The sequence below is a fragment of the Sporolactobacillus sp. BBK16-2 genome (assembly GCF_059878335.1).
Map to the genome: position 1 here is coordinate 540,068 of NZ_CM187611.1, position 17,881 is coordinate 557,948.

A 17,881-nucleotide genomic window follows, 5' to 3' on the forward strand; every position below is an offset into this window, starting at 1 on the left:
ACTTTCCGACAAAATTCGAGATTATGGCAAAAACAGGACAAAGGACACAGACCGTAATACCGCACGTCTCATCCATTATTCGCTCGCACACGACGGAGAATCTGTCTCAAGAAATGACTTGGGTTGACAAGATTCCCAACTAATCGAGTGTACGAGCCTACAAGGAATTCCACAGAGAAAGCGAGAAAAGAATCATACATTCAATTGCAGAATAAAGGAGCGAACAATAATGGCCGTATACACGTTTTATCACGAATCCGATGACAAGAGGACAATCTCTGACGCATATAACAAACCGATAGCAACGATACAAGCCGAAAGCATTGAGCAGGCAGCAGAACAGTTCAATGAGAAGTACGCTCTGAAACTCATTGACTTCGACTCATTGCTTTACGGAAATTACCGTGTGTATAGCAAGACGACACGACCGTTCTGGCACCGTGAAGAGGAAGTGTATTACGTCACATCCGAGGAATAAAATCAAAATTGGATGAAGTCATTTTCAGCAGAAAATAGCTTAACAAGTGCAAGCCAGTGACACAATGGGACATTTTCAGCACAATACTTTGAAACAAACTTGTAAACAAATCGTAAATAGAGAGCAACAATATGTAATAAAAGCCTTTAGAATCAACTCCCGTGACTTTCTTCCCAAATCTGCCTCTTTTCAATAAGATTAAATATGCTATAATGCTTGTAGCTTGACGAGACAAAAAATGTCGAGTTTTAGCTTCACGGCGCATATGAATAGTGTATAATGAGAGAATCTTGAGTTCTTGAACCATTCCATTAATTTAATTTTAATAGAGATAACATAGAATGTCCTCATTACTTAGCGAGACAACATCCCAGAGCTTTCACGACAAACAACAGACTATGTCTCCACTTTTCAGGGGGGTTTTTGATGAAAAAGGTCAGAAAAGCGGTCATTCCGGCCGCAGGGTTAGGTACACGCTTCTTGCCGGCAACAAAGGCATTACCAAAGGAAATGCTTCCCATTGTCAATAAGCCGACAATCCAGTATATTGTTGAGGAAGCCGTTCAAGCAGGTATTGAAGACATTATTATCGTTACCGGTAAAGGTAAACGTGCAATCGAAGATCACTTTGATATTGCATACGAATTGGAACAGAATTTGATTCAAAAAAATAAATTAGATTTACTTGAGAAAGTGCGTGAACCATCCCGAATTGACATTCATTACATCCGTCAAAAGTCGCCGCAAGGCTTGGGTCACGCCGTTTGGTGTGCCCGCAAGTTTATTGGTGACGAACCGTTCGCAGTTCTTCTCGGCGATGACATTGTTCAGGCGGAGACACCGTGCATCAAGCAACTGATGGATCAATATGAGAAGACCGGCTGTTCTTGCATTGGCGTCAAGGAAGTTCCTGAAAATCAGACACACCGTTACGGCATTATTGATCCGAAGGCACAGGATGGCCGCTTATTCGATGTACGCAAGTTCGTTGAAAAGCCGGAAAGCAATCCACCTTCCAATATGGCGATTATTGGTCGCTATGTGCTGACTCCGGAGATCTTTGACTTCCTCGATAAGAAGGAAATCGGAGCAGGCGGAGAAATTCAGTTGACCGACGCCATTCAAAAGCTGAACGAGCTGCAAGGTGTTTATGCGTATCAATTCGAAGGCAAACGTTTTGATGTTGGAGAAACTCTGGGCTTTGTATTGACGAATATCGAGATGGCACTTCAGGACAAAACGATCCAGAAGGATGTTTTGAAGGGCATCGAAAAAATTCTTCATGACAACAAACTACCACTCGAATGATGGAGGATAAGACGATGGCTATGCCAAAATCAGAAATCAACGCACGCTACATTGAAGAAACCCAGCGTACCGTTATGACACGTAACCTCGGAAATGACAGTACATCCTATCTTTTCTTTAAAAGAGCGCTGGATCTGTTTGGTGCAGTCGTTGGTCTTGTACTAAGTTCACCGGTCTTTTTGTTTATTTCTTTGTTATATCTCTTTGGCGAAAACAAAGGTCCTATATTCTTTAAACAAGAAAGAGTCGGGCAAAATGGCAAAACATTTCATATTTATAAATTTCGCTCAATGGTGGTTAACGCAGAAGAGTTACTGAGATCTAATAAACTGTTGTATAAAAAGTATGTTGACAATAATTACAAACTTGAACCTGAAGAAGATCCTAGAATTACTAGAATAGGACGTCTCTTAAGAAAAACGAGCCTTGATGAGCTCCCTCAATTTATTAATGTATTAAAAGGGGAAATGAGCTTAGTGGGGCCAAGACCTGTTGTCTCTGAAGAACTGAAAGAATATGGAGAGAAACAAGACCTCTTCCTATCTGCTAAACCAGGACTTACAGGGTATTGGGCAGCTTGTGGACGAAGCGATATCGAATATCCTGAACGTTGTAATGTTGAGTTGTTTTACGTCCGTAATAAGTCGGTGAGACTAGATTTTAAAATAATTTTTAAAACGGTAGTGTCTGTAATTAGCAAAAAAGGTGCTTATTGATAAACGCTTGGTCTATCTTTATAAATTGTGAGTGTGGGGTATATGAGAATAGTTATTGTGTCACAGGGAAATAATGCATCAGGAGCTGAAATTGTCACAGCAGAATTATATAGTGAATTAAAAGATAATGTGACTGTCCTAAGTGGAAGTAAACCTATTCTTAATTACTTTGCATCAAAAAGATTCAGAGTTAAAAAAATTGATGGATTAGCTCCGTTAAATCGTGCGAGTATCAAACTGGGTAAGTTAATAAAATTAATAATATCTCTGTTTAGAATTAGAAAAGAAGTTAAACGTATTCATCCAGATTATATTCATGTTTATAATTTAGCATCTTTACTTTATATAACGATTGCGCTATTTAACAAAAAAGTACCTGTACTTCTCCACGTCCATGATTTTTATTCTAAAGATAAGATGCTAACTAAAGTAGCTGTGCTACTAAAAAATAAGCCGACCAAAATAGTTGCGGTGTCAAACAGTGTACGTTTAGACCTAATAAATATTGGCTTTCCTACCTCAAAAATTCGTTGCATTCATAATGGAATTGAAGCAGCAGATGATTATGTAAATAGAGTTATTCATTCAGAAAAGCTCACTATTGGTTTTGTAGGAGCCATTAATGAGTGGAAAGGGCTTCACATATTGATGGAGGCTGCATGTTTCCTAGATAAAAAAGGCTATGCTCTTAATTATGTTATTGTAGGATCATTTTTTAGTGAAAATTACAAAAGAAGAGTTAAATTAATTTCTGAAAAAGTCAAATTTTCCAACATTAAATTTCTTGGGGCTAGGAAAGACGCGAGAAATCTAATGAAGCAGTTTGATATATTAGTTCATTGCTCAATAGAAGATGATCCTTTCCCGACAGTATTGTTAGAAGCAATGCATGCTGGGTGTGCGGTAGTTGGCTCAAATTGTGGTGGAGTTCCGGAAATTATTGATGATCACAAAACTGGATTATTACATGAATCAGGTTCTCCAGAATCATTGAGTAATGCATTAGAGGAATTGCTTTTAAACAGTGAACTAAGAGAAAAGGTAGCAAAAAATGGATTAATAAAAGCTAAGAAGTATCTAACTGTTAGCAGATATAGAAAAGACTTCTTTGAGTTTTTAAAACCCATATTTACTAATGAAGAATTGTGAAATTTATTACTTGAACTATATCTTAAAATATTTATTCTCAACGGCTCTCTCCATTAAGAGTGTATAATTTAGAATATTCTTAATCTGTATACTATCTAATCTTTGAATTCAATAAGATTTATATAACTATTAAATTAAAAAATAAATTAAGGAATTTTATTATGAAAATATATATAAATGGTCGTTTTCTAACACAATCTATAACCGGTGTTCAACGTTATGCACATGAAGTTATTCTACAATTGGATAATCTCTTGGAACAAAATAAGATCTCTAGTTCACATTCAATTGAAATTATTGCACCAAGAAATACGATACATGAATTGTCTCTTAAAAATATAAAGTATTCTAAAGTGGGATTTTTAACTGGACATCTATGGGAGCAGCTTGAACTCCCATTCTATACAAGGTCAGGTATGTTGGTCAATTTTTGCAATACAGCCCCTATTGCAAAGAGAAAACAAATAGTGACTATTCATGATGCATCTGTCTACTTAAAGGATAATAACTTCTCCATGTTGTTCAAGTTATGGTACAAATTTTTATATGCGATTGAATTAAAGACGGCAATGAAAATTATAACTGTTTCTCAATTTTCATGTGATGAACTTGTTAAATATACAGGTGTTAGTTCTAAAAAAATTAAGGTTATATATGAAGGAAATGAACATATAAAAGAAAAAAAAGAAGACCATAAAGTATTGTCAAAGTATTTTTTGAATGATGTACCTTATGTATTAGCAGTCAGCAGTATGGATCCAAGAAAAAATTTCAAGAGTCTCGTACTTGCATTGGAAAAATTAGGAGATACTGATATTAATGTTGTAATCGCAGGGGGAACTAACCCACGGGTTTTTAGTAATCAAAATCTACAGTTTTCGAAAAATGTTAAATATCTTGGTTATGTTTCTGATGAAGAACTTAAGACTCTATATGTTAATGCCTATTGTTTTGTATATCCTTCACTTTATGAAGGTTTTGGCCTTCCACCACTCGAATCAATGACATTGGGATGTCCGGTAATTGTATCAGACCGTGCCTCACTTCCAGAAGTGTGCGGTGATGCGGCATTATATTGTAATCCAGTTGATCCAGAAGATATAGCAAAAAAAATAACAATGCTCTTAAAAGATAAACAATTAAGAAATAATTATAAGAGTAAGGGTTTAAAGAAGGCAACGGGTTTTTCTTGGGAAAGGTGCGCAATGAATGTGTGGAAGACGATTTGTGAAGCTGTTTGAAAAGAAGACAACAATATGATGGGTGAATAAAATGAGAATTGCAATTGTACATGAATGGTTTGTTTCATATGCAGGATCAGAAAAAGTGGTTGAGCAGATACTTAATGTGTTCCCAAAAGCTGATGTTTTTAGTATGGTCGATTTTATGCCAGAAGCTGAGAGGAAATTTCTTAAGAACAAACAAGTGAGAACATCATTCATTCAAAAATTACCTTTTGCAAAGAAAAAATATAGAAGCTATTTGCCGCTTATGCCATTGGCTGTTGAACAATTAGATCTTTCAAGTTACGATGTTATTATTTCAAGCTCTCATGCAGTGGCCAAAGGTATCATTACCGGTCCGAATCAGTTACATATCTCCTATATTCACTCTCCTATGAGATATGCTTGGGACTTGCAACATCAATATTTAAGAGAATCTGGTTTAAATAAAGGGATTAAAGGATGGTTAGCACGGTATATTTTACATAAGATACGCATGTGGGATTATCGTACAGCAAATGGAGTTGATTATTTTATTTCAAATTCCAAATTTATTGGTAAGAGAATTTGGAAAGTGTATAGAAGAGAGTCCGATGTTATCTATCCCCCTGTAAATGTAGATGGTTTTCAATTCAATGATGTGAAGCAGGATTATTATGTTACAGCATCAAGGATGGTCCCATACAAAAAAATGGATTTAATTGTTGAGGCTTTTTCAAAGCTTCCCAACACACAATTATTTGTTATAGGTGATGGTCCGGATTTTAACAAAGTTAAAAATAAAGCAGGATCTAATGTTCACTTGCTTGGTTATCAAGATTTTGATTCCCTTAAAAAATATGTACAAAATGCAAAGGCATTTGTTTTTGCTGCAGAGGAAGATTTTGGTATTACTCCAGTTGAAGCTCAAGCCTGCGGAACTCCTGTTATAGCTTATGGGAAGGGCGGGTCATTAGAAACTGTTCGTGGATTGGAAAATAATGATAATCCAACCGGACTCTTTTTCAATGAACAAACTGTAGAAAGTTTATTGAAAGCGATAGAAAAATTTGAAAAGAATCAATCGTTATTTAAACCACAAGTTTGTAGAGAACATGCGATTCAATTCTCTGAAGATAGATTCAGAAAAGAAATAAAAAATTATGTTGAAGATAAAATACATGAAAAGTGGAAAGAAGAGAAATAATGGCTAAGTAGGGCCATTTTCTTTTAATTTCTTAAATAAGGAGATAAAATGTCAAAAGTAGGATGCGTCATTGTTACATTTAATAAGCTAGCACTCTTAAAAGAATGCTTACATAGTGTAATGAATCAAACGAGAAAAGTTGATCTGATATTTGTAATGGATAACTGCAGTACAGATGGAACCGAAGATTTTATGAAATTAATAATGTCTAAGGATACAAATATAAGGTATTTTAGATTAAATAAAAATATTGGTGGTGCCGGCGGTTTTAATTTTGGTTTAAAGAAAGCATATGAATCAGACGTAGATCTATTATGGATAATGGACGATGACACAGTACCAGATTTGAAATCCTTGGAAAATCTTATGGAGCATGCGGAGAATCCCAATTTAGAATGGGGATTCTTGTCGAGTAACGTCAAGTGGATTGACGGATCAGCATGTTTAATGAATATTCCCGAAACTAATCTCAAGTGGAATGACATGGCTGAAGATGGTCTCATTCGAATTGATTCAGCTTCTTTTGTATCCCTACTTATAAAGAAAGATACTTTAGATGATGTAGGTTACCCAATTAAAGAGTTTTTTATATGGAATGATGACACTGAATTTACGCGTAGAATTTCAAAAATAAATGCTGGTTATTTTGTTTCAAAAAGTGTGGTTCTTCATAAAATGGTGAAAAATAATTTAGTAAATATCATTAAAGATGACAGAATTGATAGATATTACTTTGGAGTGAGAAATGGCCTGTATACAGCAAAGCTTCAAGGGAAACTTGCTTATTTTAAATGTCTAAGCTACCAATTGATCACAATTGCTAAAATTATTGTGAATAGAAATGATCATAAATTAAAAAAAGTACAGGTTGTTATAAAAGGGATTTTTGCTGGGATGACATTTAATCCCCATATTGAAAGAACTAGTCGTAATACAAATTAATCTTAGAAATGCTTAATTAGAAAGGTCCTAGGGAATATCACACTGGCTAGTGATTTTATTGTATGGTTTGTACTTTGAAAAAAAGTTTTAATGACTATCCTTTTGAAATATGGTTATAGTCGATAAGCGTTATTAAGGATAGACTATTTTAAGTAATTTGCAAAGGAATAAGAACGAATTATTGTGAATTTGTTCTTTGATCATTAGATATGTTACATTTTTATAGGAATTAAGTTTCAAAATGGAAATATAGGGTAATGTCTAAGTTTTCTTAGGAGGAAAAATCATGTTTAATATTGCTATACAACGAAAAGAGGTATTTAACGATCAAAGAATAAATAAAATAATTAATATACTTGAATATTCCTTAGCCATATTCTTAATATTAACGTGTAACTCTGTTTATTTTAAAAGTGCTAATATTGCTGACTACAAAATAATACAGCTACTATTTTTAGCGAACTTATTCGTTATTGCTTTTTACTCTCTTGTTGCTATCTACAAACAAAAAATAAATATTAAAGTATTAATTAAGTTTTTAACCATATTTACAGCACTATTTCTTTTGTTTTGTATTTTGAATAATTTAAAATACCCTTTGGGCAAAAACTTTCTGAATTATATGTATGTTATTCCGGCACTCTCTCTATGTTATTTTCATTACAGTTTTTCACAAGAAAGAATAAATGCCTTATGGATAAAGCTGGAAAATATTATGGTAATTCTTGCGATTTTCTCTTTGATTTTTTGGATAATTGGTCCAACTCTCAATCTAATTCATTTTACGGGCTATAAGGGTATTTCATTTGGAGGGATTCGAGGAATACCATCGTACTATAATATTTTTTTTGCTGCGCAAGGTCAGGTGAATTTTTTTGGGCTGAATGTAACAAGAAATACAGCTATTTTTTGTGAGGCTCCAATGTATGCTTTCATATTATCTGTTGCGCTGTTTATAAATTTGTATATAGAGAAAAGAATATCGTTTAAAACAATTATTTTGGTGATAACATTATTTTCAACTACGTCAACAACTGGAATTTTAATGGCAATCTTTGCTTTGGGATTAAAGTTTGTTATTGATAAGAGAGTTACTGGAAAAATTCCATTAAAATTAAAACCCTACATTATAGCGTTTATAGGATTGTTTTCTCTGTCATTATCCTTTGTGTTGCTGCATAATAAAATAGGGGCCACTTCATCTTCAATACGAATGAACGATTTCTATGCAGGATTTAAAGCGTGGATGATGCAACCAATTATGGGAAATGGAATTGAAAACACTGGGGCATTAAAACAATTCATGGCTCCTTCACGTTTGCTCCCGAATGGTGACAGTGGCTTTAGTACTGGTTTAATGAAAGTTCTTGCAGGGGGAGGAATCTACCTATTCTCTTTTTATGTTATTCCAATGATTCTATTGCTCAAAAATTATTGGCGTAAGAATAGAGAATTAGCCATGTTTAGTGTTCTACTATTCGTAATTTTTACGTTTACAATTGTCGATAGTATTTATCTTTTTATTATGTTAATAATGTGGTTGTGGGTGACCGCTATGTATAAACAGACAGTGAATTAAGTTTGAATAACTATTTGCATAGATAATGATTTTTACTAAATAGAATTGGAGATATTTAAATGAAGTATGATTATCTTATTGTTGGATCCGGATTATTTGGAAGTACGTTTGCTTACGAAGCGGCTAAAAGAGGTAAACGGGTTAAAGTGATAGAAAAAAGAAATCATATTGCTGGCAATATCTATACGGAAGATGTTGAAGGGATTCAAATACATAAATATGGTGCGCATATATTTCATACAAGTAACAAGGATATATGGAATTATATAAACCAATTTGCTGAATTTAATCATTATATTAATAGTCCTATTGCAAATTATCATGGTGAAATCTATAATTTACCTTTTAATATGAATACATTCAATAAACTATGGGGAGTTGTAACTCCTGAACAAGCTAAGGGTAAAATAGAAGATTCAAAAGTTCAAGCAGGTATTGACCGACCAAAAAATCTTGAGGAACAAGCTATATCGTTGATTGGTCCGGATATTTATAAAAAGCTCATCAAAGGGTATACCGAAAAACAATGGGGACGTAAAGCAACCGAACTACCAACTTTTATTATTAAAAGGTTACCCGTTCGTTTTACATATGACAATAATTATTTTAATGACATTTATCAAGGTATCCCAATTGGTGGCTATACTCAAATTGTTGAGAAAATGCTGGACAGTGAAAATATTGATGTAGAGTTGAACAAAGATTTCTTCGAGGAAAAGGATGAATATTTGGAACAATATCCAAAAATAGTGTTCACTGGAATGATTGATCAATTTTTCAACTATAAATACGGTACCTTGGAATATCGAAGCCTGAAATTTGAATCAGAGATATTAGATAAAGATAACTTTCAAGGAAATGCGGTAGTGAATTATACTGATGCTGAAACCCCATTTACACGGATCATTGAACACAAGCATTTTGAATTTGGCCACCAACCAAAAACTGTGATAACACGAGAATATCCTCAGAGCTGGAAAAAAGGCGACGAACCTTACTATCCTATGAATGATAAAGAGAATAATGAGTTGTATTCAAAATATAAAAAGCTTGCTGATGGATACCCGAATATAATCTTTGGCGGAAGATTAGGTATGTATAAGTACTATGACATGCATCAAGTTATAGCTGCAGCATTGGCAACAATAAATCAAGAATTTAAATAAAGAATGGAAAAATAAAAATGAGTATTGCTAGAAATTATATTTATAACGTCATTTATCAAGTGTTTATCCTTATTGTACCGTTAATTACTATGCCCTATGTAGCAAAGTCTCTAGGAAGTGATGGCGTAGGGATCAATGCATTGACAAATTCAATCATTCAATACTTTATTTTATTTGGAACAATCGGAGTTGCCTTGTATGGAAATCGTTCTATAGCTTATGTTCGTGACAGCAAGGAAGAACTGAGCAGGGTTTTTTGGTCGATTTTTATTCTTAAACTGATCACAACCGGTTTTGCCTATGTCGCTTTCTTGATTTTTCTACTTTTTATTCATCATTATCCAATGATTTATTTACTTCAATCAATCTATATTCTGTCAGCAGCTCTTGATGTCTCATGGCTTTATATGGGGTTGGAAGATTTTAAAAAAACAGTACTCAGAAATTTAACTGTTAAAGTAATTGGGACAATTTGTATATTTATTTTTATTAAAGAACCTTCTGATCTTTGGAAATATGTTCTTATATTAGCGTTATCAGAAATAATCGGGCAAATTACATTATGGGCTTATGTTCCAAAAACAATACAAATAATTCGACTTAAATGGATAGATGTTACGAAACACTTTTTACCGGCATTGTCTCTATTTCTTCCTCAAGCTGCCATTCAAATTTACGCGGTATTGAATAAACCAATGCTTGGCTATTTATCAAGCACAACGGAGGTTGGTTTGTTTGATTATGCGGATAAAATTGTAAAAGTAACCCTTGCGGTTGTAACAGCAATGGGTGTTGTCATGTTGCCTAGGGTTTCAAATACATATGCAAATGGTAATATTCAAAAAGTTAAAGAATATTTGTATCAGTCTGTTAACTTTGCTACATATTTATCCTTTCCTATAATGTTCGGAATGATAGGCGTTGCACAGAATTTCACTTCATGGTATTTTCCAATCGAGTTCAGCAAAACTGGACTACTCATATGTATTATAAGCCCTATAATTTTATTTATAGCGTTGAGCAATGTCCTTGGAATTCAATATTTACTGCCTATTGGTAAGATGAGGGAATTCACTATATCGGTAGTAGTTGGAGCTATTATTAATTTTTCAGCAAACTTAATCCTGATTCCTCACTATCAATCTGTAGGAACGGCTATTGCAACTGTTATTGCAGAACTTACGGTTACAATTATACAATTATTATTCATTGTTAGGAATATTGAAATAAAAAGGTTGTTAAGTGGTCTGTGGATTTATTTAGTTTCCGGATGCATTATGTGTGTGATCATTTTATTATCTAGAATTGTACTTCATAATGGATTTGTCACTACTGTTCTCCAAATAATTATTGGTATCATTGTTTATTTCTCACTTCTATTTTTGCTTCACTCTGAACTAAATAATAAAATATTTAAGAATGGATTAGAAGTAATTAGGAAGATATCAAGAAATAAATGATATTGTGAACTAGCAATTTCTATGATGTTCTCGATTCTTTTTAAAGTCAATTTTTCTAATTGTGATATATAACATATCTAATCTTATGGCATATCTAAGTACTATTCTATATGCGTATATGAATACTATTCATTGGGTAACAATTAATTTAAGGAGATTCAATAAATGTCAAAAAAGCGGATATTGATAACTCTTTTATGCTTAATACTATTCGGATCATTTATAATTGCAGAGCTACTTACGAAGCATAACATTTATATTATTTCTGCTTTTAATGGACCTCACGGAGAAAATATGGATTTGTATACTACACAAGATATGAAAACATTTTTACCAATAAATACAGAGATATTATTTAAACCATTGGGAGACAGTGTTAGAGATCCTTCAATTATTTTTCATGATCATTATTTTTATGTGTGCTTCACAGGCTTCCATGGATTTCAAAAGGATTTTATTGTTGCTAGATCGAAGAATTTAATAAACTGGGAACAACGCGTTATAAAAACCCCTAACCAATTTAAATTGGCATGGGCTCCTCAATGGTTTGTTGATAAGGATGATAAAGTGAGCATCATTGTAAGCTTGTCCACAGGAGAAAAGCAAAAAGATGTATGGAATAACAGTATACCATTTTTTAGATCCTACATTATGAAAGCGAAAGACAACAATATTTTCAGTTTTAATTCACCTCAATTAGTTAAGTATTCAAAATCAGATAATCATATTGATCCATATATTTTTCGAGATAAAAGTGATTACTTGATTTTTGTGAAAAATGAATTTAATAAAACAATTGAAATGTACAAGTCGAAAGGATTAACAGATCGGTATACATATATTCAGACTATGCCATTTGATCAAGCTGTAGAAGGTCCATCAATACAAAAGCAAGGTGGTATATATTATTTATATGCTGATGAATTTGTAAAGGGAAAATCGGTAATAATAACATCTACGAATTTGAAAAAATGGTCAGGTTCTAAAAGAATAGATTCCATTGGTTTGCGTACACAACATTTTGATATCTTTAAATTAAATTACGAATCATTAAGAATAGTTCAAAACATAATTATTAATAAATAGTGTCAATTGAAATGAACTATTTTAAAACAAATGATATAATCAAAATATTATTAAAGAAGAAGGTCTGTTATGAGTATTCCTAAAATAATTCATTACTGTTGGTTAGGCGGGAAAAGTAAACCTGAATCAGTACAAAAGTATATATCAAATTGGAAAAAAGTATTTAAAGATTATCAAATAATTGAGTGGAACGAGCATAATGCTGATTTTAGTGACAACGCATACGCTAAAAAAAATTATGAGCAAGGTAAGTTTGCTTTTGTCACAGACTATATAAGGCTGAAGGCGCTGTATAATTTTGGAGGGATTTATCTCGATACTGATGTCGAGGTAAAGAAAAATTTTAACGATTTTCTAGCCAATAAAGTCTTCTTCGGATTTATGTTTGATTGCAACCTTAGCACAGCAATAATTGGTGCGGAAAAGAATAGTAGTTTAATTAAATCATTGTTGGGTCTTTATGAAAATAAGAAGTTAGCAAATTCTCCGAATAATGACATGTATACACAATATTTCTTGTCTCACTATCCTGAATTTAAACTTAATGGGAAATTTCAAGTGCTAGCTGATGGAACTTCCATCTATCCAAAGGAGTATTTCGAACAGCCTACCTTTAATAAAAAAGTGGATTATTCAGTTCATCACTTTCACGGTTCATGGTACGGAAAAAAAGTTAGTTTAACAAAAAAGATGATAAAACACATCATTGGGAACGTATTATATGCAAAACTATCTCATATGAACTCATTAAAAATATCACCTTTTTATCAAACCTACTTAAATCATTCCCGAAAAAATAAACAATAAGACGCATATGTAACTAATAACAGATTTCAATCCAACAAAGATTAATTGCCAGATATATGTTCTCAGACATTATATCTGGCAATTATTACAAATAGGAATTTTGTTAACCTAATCTAGTCATCAATTACTGGGATGAATTTGACCTCTTTTTTATTAAGTAGTATAGCTGATTTCTATAGCACTTAATATAATAAAATATAGGTAAAAACTGGACTAAGAATCTCGAAAGGACGCCTTCAAATATCAATGCCCCTATAATTCACCGTTGAATTTAGTTAAGGTAAAAACTATGTGTAAAATGTTTCTCGGGGGGATAAATTTGATGTGAGTGCTTGAGGATGGAGCAGCATGCAGCTCTTTCTGCTCGAATTATGCTTTTGGTATCCCCTTTTTGACTGGACGAAAAGGAGAAGGCTCCTTATTCTAAATGTATACCCACCACGGAATACATCAGGAATAGAGGCCTTCTCAATGGATAGTATAGAGGATTTATTAGGAATTTGGAAGAATCAAACGAGCTTGTTGGCATTTGAGGAAGAGGCTACTGCCTATATGTATCAGTTCATGAGGCATAGCGTTGAACAAGTGTTTTCTTTGCTTGACCAAGCGATTACCCGTGAAAAACAGGCGGAGGGCTGGAAAGTAGATAGTCATAAGGACCAGCGTGTTCTCCAATTCTTATTTGGACCGGTGACTTTCTCTCATACGCGTATGATTAACCCGGAAGGACATGCCTGTTATCCATTGGATCACCTGCTTAAATTGAGAAAACACATGCGTTATTCGCCAAATGTTGAATATGAAACAGCGACCTTAGCGAGCCGTATGACTTGCCGGGAGGTCGTGAAAACCTTAGCCACTTGGACTCAGGTTCAAATGAGTCACACCACGGTCATGCACTGTGTTCGAGCAGTCGGCGAAGCTCAAGAAAAGCAGGATCAAGAGCGCGTGATCCAAGCAGCCAATGGAGAGTTGGATGGAACACGACAACCGAATTTTCTCTTTGCGGAGGCTGATGGAACCTTTGTCCGTGGATTGAAGAAACGGCAACACATTGAAATCAAGCATTTTATTTTGTATGAGGGTTGGGTGAAGAACGGAAAAAGACGGCTTCTGAAAGAGCCCTACGCGGTTATGACAAGCAAGGGACTCGATACCTTCTGGGAACAGGTTGAAGCCGTAGTCGAACAGCGTTATCGCTTATGGCAGACACAAATTGTCGCTAATAGCGACGGAGGCGTAGGTTATGACGAAACGCATTTTAAAGATGCCTTTTGTGGGTCACACAAGCGCATTTGGGTTCAACTGGATGCGTTTCATGTCGCTCAATCCCTAACTCGTTCTCTACATGGTGATAAGTCTTGGATCACGCGTATACAAAAGGCGATTCAAAGAAAAGATCGTGCAGAGGTCATCCTGTTGCTGGATACGTTTGAAAGTAATCAAGACGAGGGTGGGCGCATTGAGCAGGTTGAAAAGGTCAAGCACTATCTCATGGAACACTGGGATCGTTTGTTTGATTGGCGAGAGAGTATGGCGAAAGAAAATCTTCCCGAAAATGCCGGGAGATTGGGTGCGATGGAATCGAATCAAAGGCATTTGACGTTCCGCATGAAAAAGCGTGGCATGCATTGGGGTGAGTCGGAAGAAGGCATGGTTAAAGTTATTCAAGGGATACGTAATGGGACGCTAAGAGCAGCGTATCTTTCTTCGTTCCTCCCATCCAAACGCATCGAACGCCTAACGAAGAAAACAATACGTATTGCATCCTTGTTGAAGGAACCGACGGTTCCTTCTATCGGTGCACATCATGGTCGAATCGGAATAAACGCTTCCTCCTCGAGTGCAGTAGGAAAACTGAACAGAGTGCTTACGCTTGCCTGAAGAAGTGTGGTTTAACACCTAAGGGGTACAAATTAAGGATTAAGAAGTTCTTCTCTAGCAAAGAGTTCCGAGAAAAGCTTGACACATACGGTAAAAAATTCAAATTGACTGTTTCGAAGTCTCGCGTTACCATTAACCCATGTTTTCCTTGTTTAGAACAAACAACTGTCAGGAGTGTGCGATTTGAAGAAGGTAAGAACAAGTCTAGTGATCTGTTTATGTTTCATTGTCGCTTTGGTAATCTATGTACCCTCAGCGCAAGGTAAATCCAAAACGCGATATTATTACGTGACTAAGAGCGCATATTTCTATAACTCAAATTCGAAGACACATAAGAAAAGGATCCAAAGTATCCCGCTGAATACGAAGCTATCAACGACAACATCAAAATCATATAAAATGTATCAAGTGAAATATAATGGAAGAAAAGGGTATATTTTTAAATCGAAACTCAGTTCGAATCCCAAGACACTAAAGAGATATACGAATCGAACATCATACATTTATAGCTCGTCAAATGCGAGCAAGAAGCGGTTACTGAAGATTTCTGTCGATCGCAAAGTCACAACAAAGAGTGCTCAATCAGCTAAAATGTTTAAAGTTACCTATGGAAAGACTACAGGCTACATTTATAAGCGGAATTTATCTAGCAGTTATTCGGATTATGTTCGCACCTATGGGACGACACAGATCACAAGATATGACTACTCACAGATTCCAGATCAAGTGAATGATAACCGGTTTAAAGTACCAAGCTTTGCTTCCAAAACAATCAAAAATATTTCTTCGGCTTCAGATATGGATGCGTGGGACAGCTGGCCGCTCCAAAATCCGGACGGAACGGTTGCTGAATATAAAGGCTACCATATTGTCTTTGCGATGGCAGGGGCGGATAAGATCTACATGTTCTATCAAAAAGTTGGCGATACATCAATTGATAGTTGGAAGAATGCCGGCCGAGTGTTTGCTGGTGAAAATTTATCCAATTCAAATGATGTACACTTAAAAAATCAGAATCAAGAATGGTCGGGTTCTGCGTATAAAATTGGAAACGAGATCCGTTTATTCTATACAGGCGTTGCCACAAATCATTCAGATGGACGTACGGGGAATGAGCAGGTTCTGACCACAGCTAAAATTGATGTTGATGCAAATTACTCAGGTGTAGAGGTTAGTGATGTTGAGGATCACAAGTCCATTTTCAGCGGCGATGGTAAATTGTATCAGAATTTCAGTCAGTTTCAATATGGTACAGGCGACAATCATTGTCTAAGAGATCCGCATTATGTGGAAGAGAATGGCCGCAAGTACCTCGTTTTTGAAGGAAATACGGGTACAGCTAACGGCTATCAGGAGTACCGTTCCCTGTACAACAAAGCGTACTACGGTGGCGACGATAATTATTTCAACTCATCCAAGAACAGTCTGTTAGCGCGGACAGATAGGGACAGCATCATTAAAGCAAATGCTGCAATCGGCATTATTGAGTTGAATGATGACTACACATTAAAAACGGTAATGAAGCCGCTTGTAACAGCTAATCTTGTGACTGACGAGATTGAACGACCGAATGTAGTGAAAATTAATGGAAAATGGTACCTGTTTACGATTACTAAGGGCTACAATCAGAGGGTTGATGGTTTTCCATCGGATAACACCTACATGCTTGGCTATGTTTCTGATAATCTGACCGGTCCTTATAAACCGCTTAATGACACTGGACTCGTATTAACAGGTAATGAAGGTTTCAACAGCCGAACCTACACGTATGCCTATTATGGAATGCCTGTTTCTTCGGGATCAAACAATCTATTAATTACAAGCTATATGACCAATCGCAATATATCATCAACCCAGCATTCTACCTTCGCACCGAGCTTCTTGCTGACTGTGAATGGTGCTCAAACGCAAGTACAACAAAATAGTGTGCTCGAACAAGGTCAAGTAACGACAAAATAACCTATAAAAATAATAAAATATGTAAAAAAGACGAGAGAAGCTTCTCGTCTTTTTTTCTCAAAACGAAAGGATTCACTATGAAAACAAAGAAATGGCTCATAAGCATGAGTGTGCTGGTAGCCTTGGCACTGGTTGTCGCATTGGACGCCCTTCTGCCCTGGTCTGATTCTATTCCTGCAGAATGCAAGCTAACTACACATGAATAATACACTGATCCCCACGCTTTTTGTAGGTGGGGACTATTTGACGCTTACGTTTATGTGCTTCACAAGGGACCAACAAAGAAAGCAATCAAACCTCGAAATATGACGCAGACGCAGCGCAATGTCGATCCTAATTACGCTCAGCCTTACCGGGATCAATATCATTATTCAGCTAAGAAAACATGGCTGAATGATCCGAACGGTTTGGTTTACAGCTGTATATTGCCATTGAATAGTGCCAGCTGTGCCATAATTTAGAGCATGTTAGGACAAAATATAGAGCCACTTGTGCCATGATAAGAGCCACCTCCTGTATAATGGGCATGCACCATCGGTGCAAATTCATTAAATAGGAGGTTTTTGTGTGATCAAATACCGTGAAATCTTACGTCTTCATGCGCAGGATTTAAGTATTCGAAGCATTGCTTCAGGCGTGGGTAGTTCTAGGAATACAGTCAGTGACGTCTTGAAACGTGCTAAGGAAAAAGACGTTTTATGGCCGCTTGAAAAAGATGTGGATGACGCAGAACTGCAGGCGCTTCTGTTTCCAGAAAAGAATCAATCCGATGTGAGAAAGAAGCCGGACTGTGTCCACATTCACAAGGAAATGGCTCGAAGTGGTGTGACTTTGTCTCTACTTTGGCATGAGTATGTTCAATTATGCCGAGAACAAAGAGAAATTCCCTAGAGTTACCGGCAATTTTGTCGTTTCTATACGCGCTACGTCACCAAGAC

15 protein-coding genes are annotated in these 17,881 nt (G+C 35.4%); all 15 read left to right on the top strand.

Annotation, left to right across the window (positions count from 1 at the left end):
- Positions 1–229: 229 nt before the first annotated feature.
- The 15 genes from AC6F33_RS02830 to AC6F33_RS02900 all read left to right on the top strand — a co-directional run bounded on the left by AC6F33_RS02830 (position 230) and on the right by AC6F33_RS02900 (position 17,834).
- Positions 230–478, top strand: a complete 249-nt coding sequence (locus AC6F33_RS02830) for a hypothetical protein (RefSeq protein WP_480947921.1) — start codon at positions 230–232, stop codon at positions 476–478.
- A gap of 426 nt (positions 479–904) precedes the next feature.
- Positions 905–1,786, top strand: coding sequence for a UTP--glucose-1-phosphate uridylyltransferase GalU (galU, locus tag AC6F33_RS02835; RefSeq protein WP_500777686.1), 882 nt, complete (start codon positions 905–907; stop codon positions 1,784–1,786).
- A 74-nt stretch (positions 1,787–1,860) separates the two neighbouring features.
- Positions 1,861–2,502: a sugar transferase gene (locus AC6F33_RS02840; protein WP_480948271.1), complete on the top strand. Its 642-nt coding sequence runs from the start codon at positions 1,861–1,863 to the stop codon at positions 2,500–2,502.
- Positions 2,503–2,544: 42 nt separating this feature from the next.
- The gene (locus AC6F33_RS02845) at positions 2,545–3,651 is read left to right on the top strand and encodes a glycosyltransferase family 4 protein (protein ID WP_480947919.1); all 1,107 of its coding nucleotides are present in this window, start codon (positions 2,545–2,547) and stop codon (positions 3,649–3,651) included.
- Positions 3,652–3,812: 161 nt separating this feature from the next.
- Positions 3,813–4,892: a glycosyltransferase family 4 protein gene (locus AC6F33_RS02850; protein ID WP_480947918.1), complete on the top strand. Its 1,080-nt coding sequence runs from the start codon at positions 3,813–3,815 to the stop codon at positions 4,890–4,892.
- A 31-nt stretch (positions 4,893–4,923) separates the two neighbouring features.
- Entirely contained in the window at positions 4,924–6,060 is a 1,137-nt protein-coding gene (locus AC6F33_RS02855; protein ID WP_480947917.1) for a glycosyltransferase family 4 protein, read from the top strand.
- Positions 6,061–6,108: 48 nt separating this feature from the next.
- Positions 6,109–7,002: a glycosyltransferase family 2 protein gene (locus tag AC6F33_RS02860; RefSeq protein ID WP_480947916.1), complete on the top strand. Its 894-nt coding sequence runs from the start codon at positions 6,109–6,111 to the stop codon at positions 7,000–7,002.
- 286 nt (positions 7,003–7,288) lie between these two features.
- Positions 7,289–8,581: a hypothetical protein gene (locus tag AC6F33_RS02865; protein WP_480947915.1), complete on the top strand. Its 1,293-nt coding sequence runs from the start codon at positions 7,289–7,291 to the stop codon at positions 8,579–8,581.
- A 59-nt stretch (positions 8,582–8,640) separates the two neighbouring features.
- Entirely contained in the window at positions 8,641–9,747 is a 1,107-nt protein-coding gene (gene glf, locus AC6F33_RS02870) for a UDP-galactopyranose mutase (RefSeq protein ID WP_480947914.1), read from the top strand.
- A gap of 17 nt (positions 9,748–9,764) precedes the next feature.
- Positions 9,765–11,207, top strand: coding sequence for a flippase (locus tag AC6F33_RS02875; protein ID WP_480947913.1), 1,443 nt, complete (start codon positions 9,765–9,767; stop codon positions 11,205–11,207).
- A gap of 165 nt (positions 11,208–11,372) precedes the next feature.
- Positions 11,373–12,293 carry a family 43 glycosylhydrolase gene (locus tag AC6F33_RS02880; RefSeq protein ID WP_480947912.1) on the top strand — a complete coding sequence of 307 codons (921 nt, stop codon included), beginning with the start codon at positions 11,373–11,375 and terminating at the stop codon, positions 12,291–12,293.
- A 69-nt stretch (positions 12,294–12,362) separates the two neighbouring features.
- Positions 12,363–13,100: a glycosyltransferase family 32 protein gene (locus AC6F33_RS02885; RefSeq protein ID WP_480947911.1), complete on the top strand. Its 738-nt coding sequence runs from the start codon at positions 12,363–12,365 to the stop codon at positions 13,098–13,100.
- A gap of 471 nt (positions 13,101–13,571) precedes the next feature.
- A complete protein-coding gene (locus tag AC6F33_RS02890; RefSeq protein ID WP_255749021.1) occupies positions 13,572–14,984 on the top strand; it encodes an ISLre2 family transposase in 1,413 nt (470 codons plus the stop codon).
- Positions 14,985–15,167: 183 nt separating this feature from the next.
- The gene (locus tag AC6F33_RS02895) at positions 15,168–16,943 is read left to right on the top strand and encodes a glycoside hydrolase family 68 protein (protein WP_480952899.1); all 1,776 of its coding nucleotides are present in this window, start codon (positions 15,168–15,170) and stop codon (positions 16,941–16,943) included.
- Positions 16,944–17,510: 567 nt separating this feature from the next.
- Positions 17,511–17,834, top strand: a complete 324-nt coding sequence (locus AC6F33_RS02900; RefSeq protein WP_480947908.1) for a hypothetical protein — start codon at positions 17,511–17,513, stop codon at positions 17,832–17,834.
- The last annotated feature ends 47 nt before the right edge of the window (positions 17,835–17,881 follow it).

What these genes read in the sequence shown, in the direction of transcription:
- AC6F33_RS02865 (WP_480947915.1), top strand. Translation starts at nt 7,289, where the DNA reads ATGTTTAATATTGCTATACAACGAAAAGAGGTATTTAACGATCAAAGA.
- AC6F33_RS02875 (WP_480947913.1), top strand. Translation starts at nt 9,765, where the DNA reads ATGAGTATTGCTAGAAATTATATTTATAACGTCATTTATCAAGTGTTT.
- AC6F33_RS02890 (WP_255749021.1), top strand. Translation starts at nt 13,572, where the DNA reads ATGGATAGTATAGAGGATTTATTAGGAATTTGGAAGAATCAAACGAGC.
- galU (WP_500777686.1), top strand. Translation starts at nt 905, where the DNA reads ATGAAAAAGGTCAGAAAAGCGGTCATTCCGGCCGCAGGGTTAGGTACA.
- AC6F33_RS02845 (WP_480947919.1), top strand. Translation starts at nt 2,545, where the DNA reads ATGAGAATAGTTATTGTGTCACAGGGAAATAATGCATCAGGAGCTGAA.
- glf (WP_480947914.1), top strand. Translation starts at nt 8,641, where the DNA reads ATGAAGTATGATTATCTTATTGTTGGATCCGGATTATTTGGAAGTACG.
- AC6F33_RS02830 (WP_480947921.1), top strand. Translation starts at nt 230, where the DNA reads ATGGCCGTATACACGTTTTATCACGAATCCGATGACAAGAGGACAATC.
- AC6F33_RS02855 (WP_480947917.1), top strand. Translation starts at nt 4,924, where the DNA reads ATGAGAATTGCAATTGTACATGAATGGTTTGTTTCATATGCAGGATCA.
- AC6F33_RS02850 (WP_480947918.1), top strand. Translation starts at nt 3,813, where the DNA reads ATGAAAATATATATAAATGGTCGTTTTCTAACACAATCTATAACCGGT.
- AC6F33_RS02860 (WP_480947916.1), top strand. Translation starts at nt 6,109, where the DNA reads ATGTCAAAAGTAGGATGCGTCATTGTTACATTTAATAAGCTAGCACTC.
- AC6F33_RS02840 (WP_480948271.1), top strand. Translation starts at nt 1,861, where the DNA reads ATGACACGTAACCTCGGAAATGACAGTACATCCTATCTTTTCTTTAAA.
- AC6F33_RS02880 (WP_480947912.1), top strand. Translation starts at nt 11,373, where the DNA reads ATGTCAAAAAAGCGGATATTGATAACTCTTTTATGCTTAATACTATTC.
- AC6F33_RS02885 (WP_480947911.1), top strand. Translation starts at nt 12,363, where the DNA reads ATGAGTATTCCTAAAATAATTCATTACTGTTGGTTAGGCGGGAAAAGT.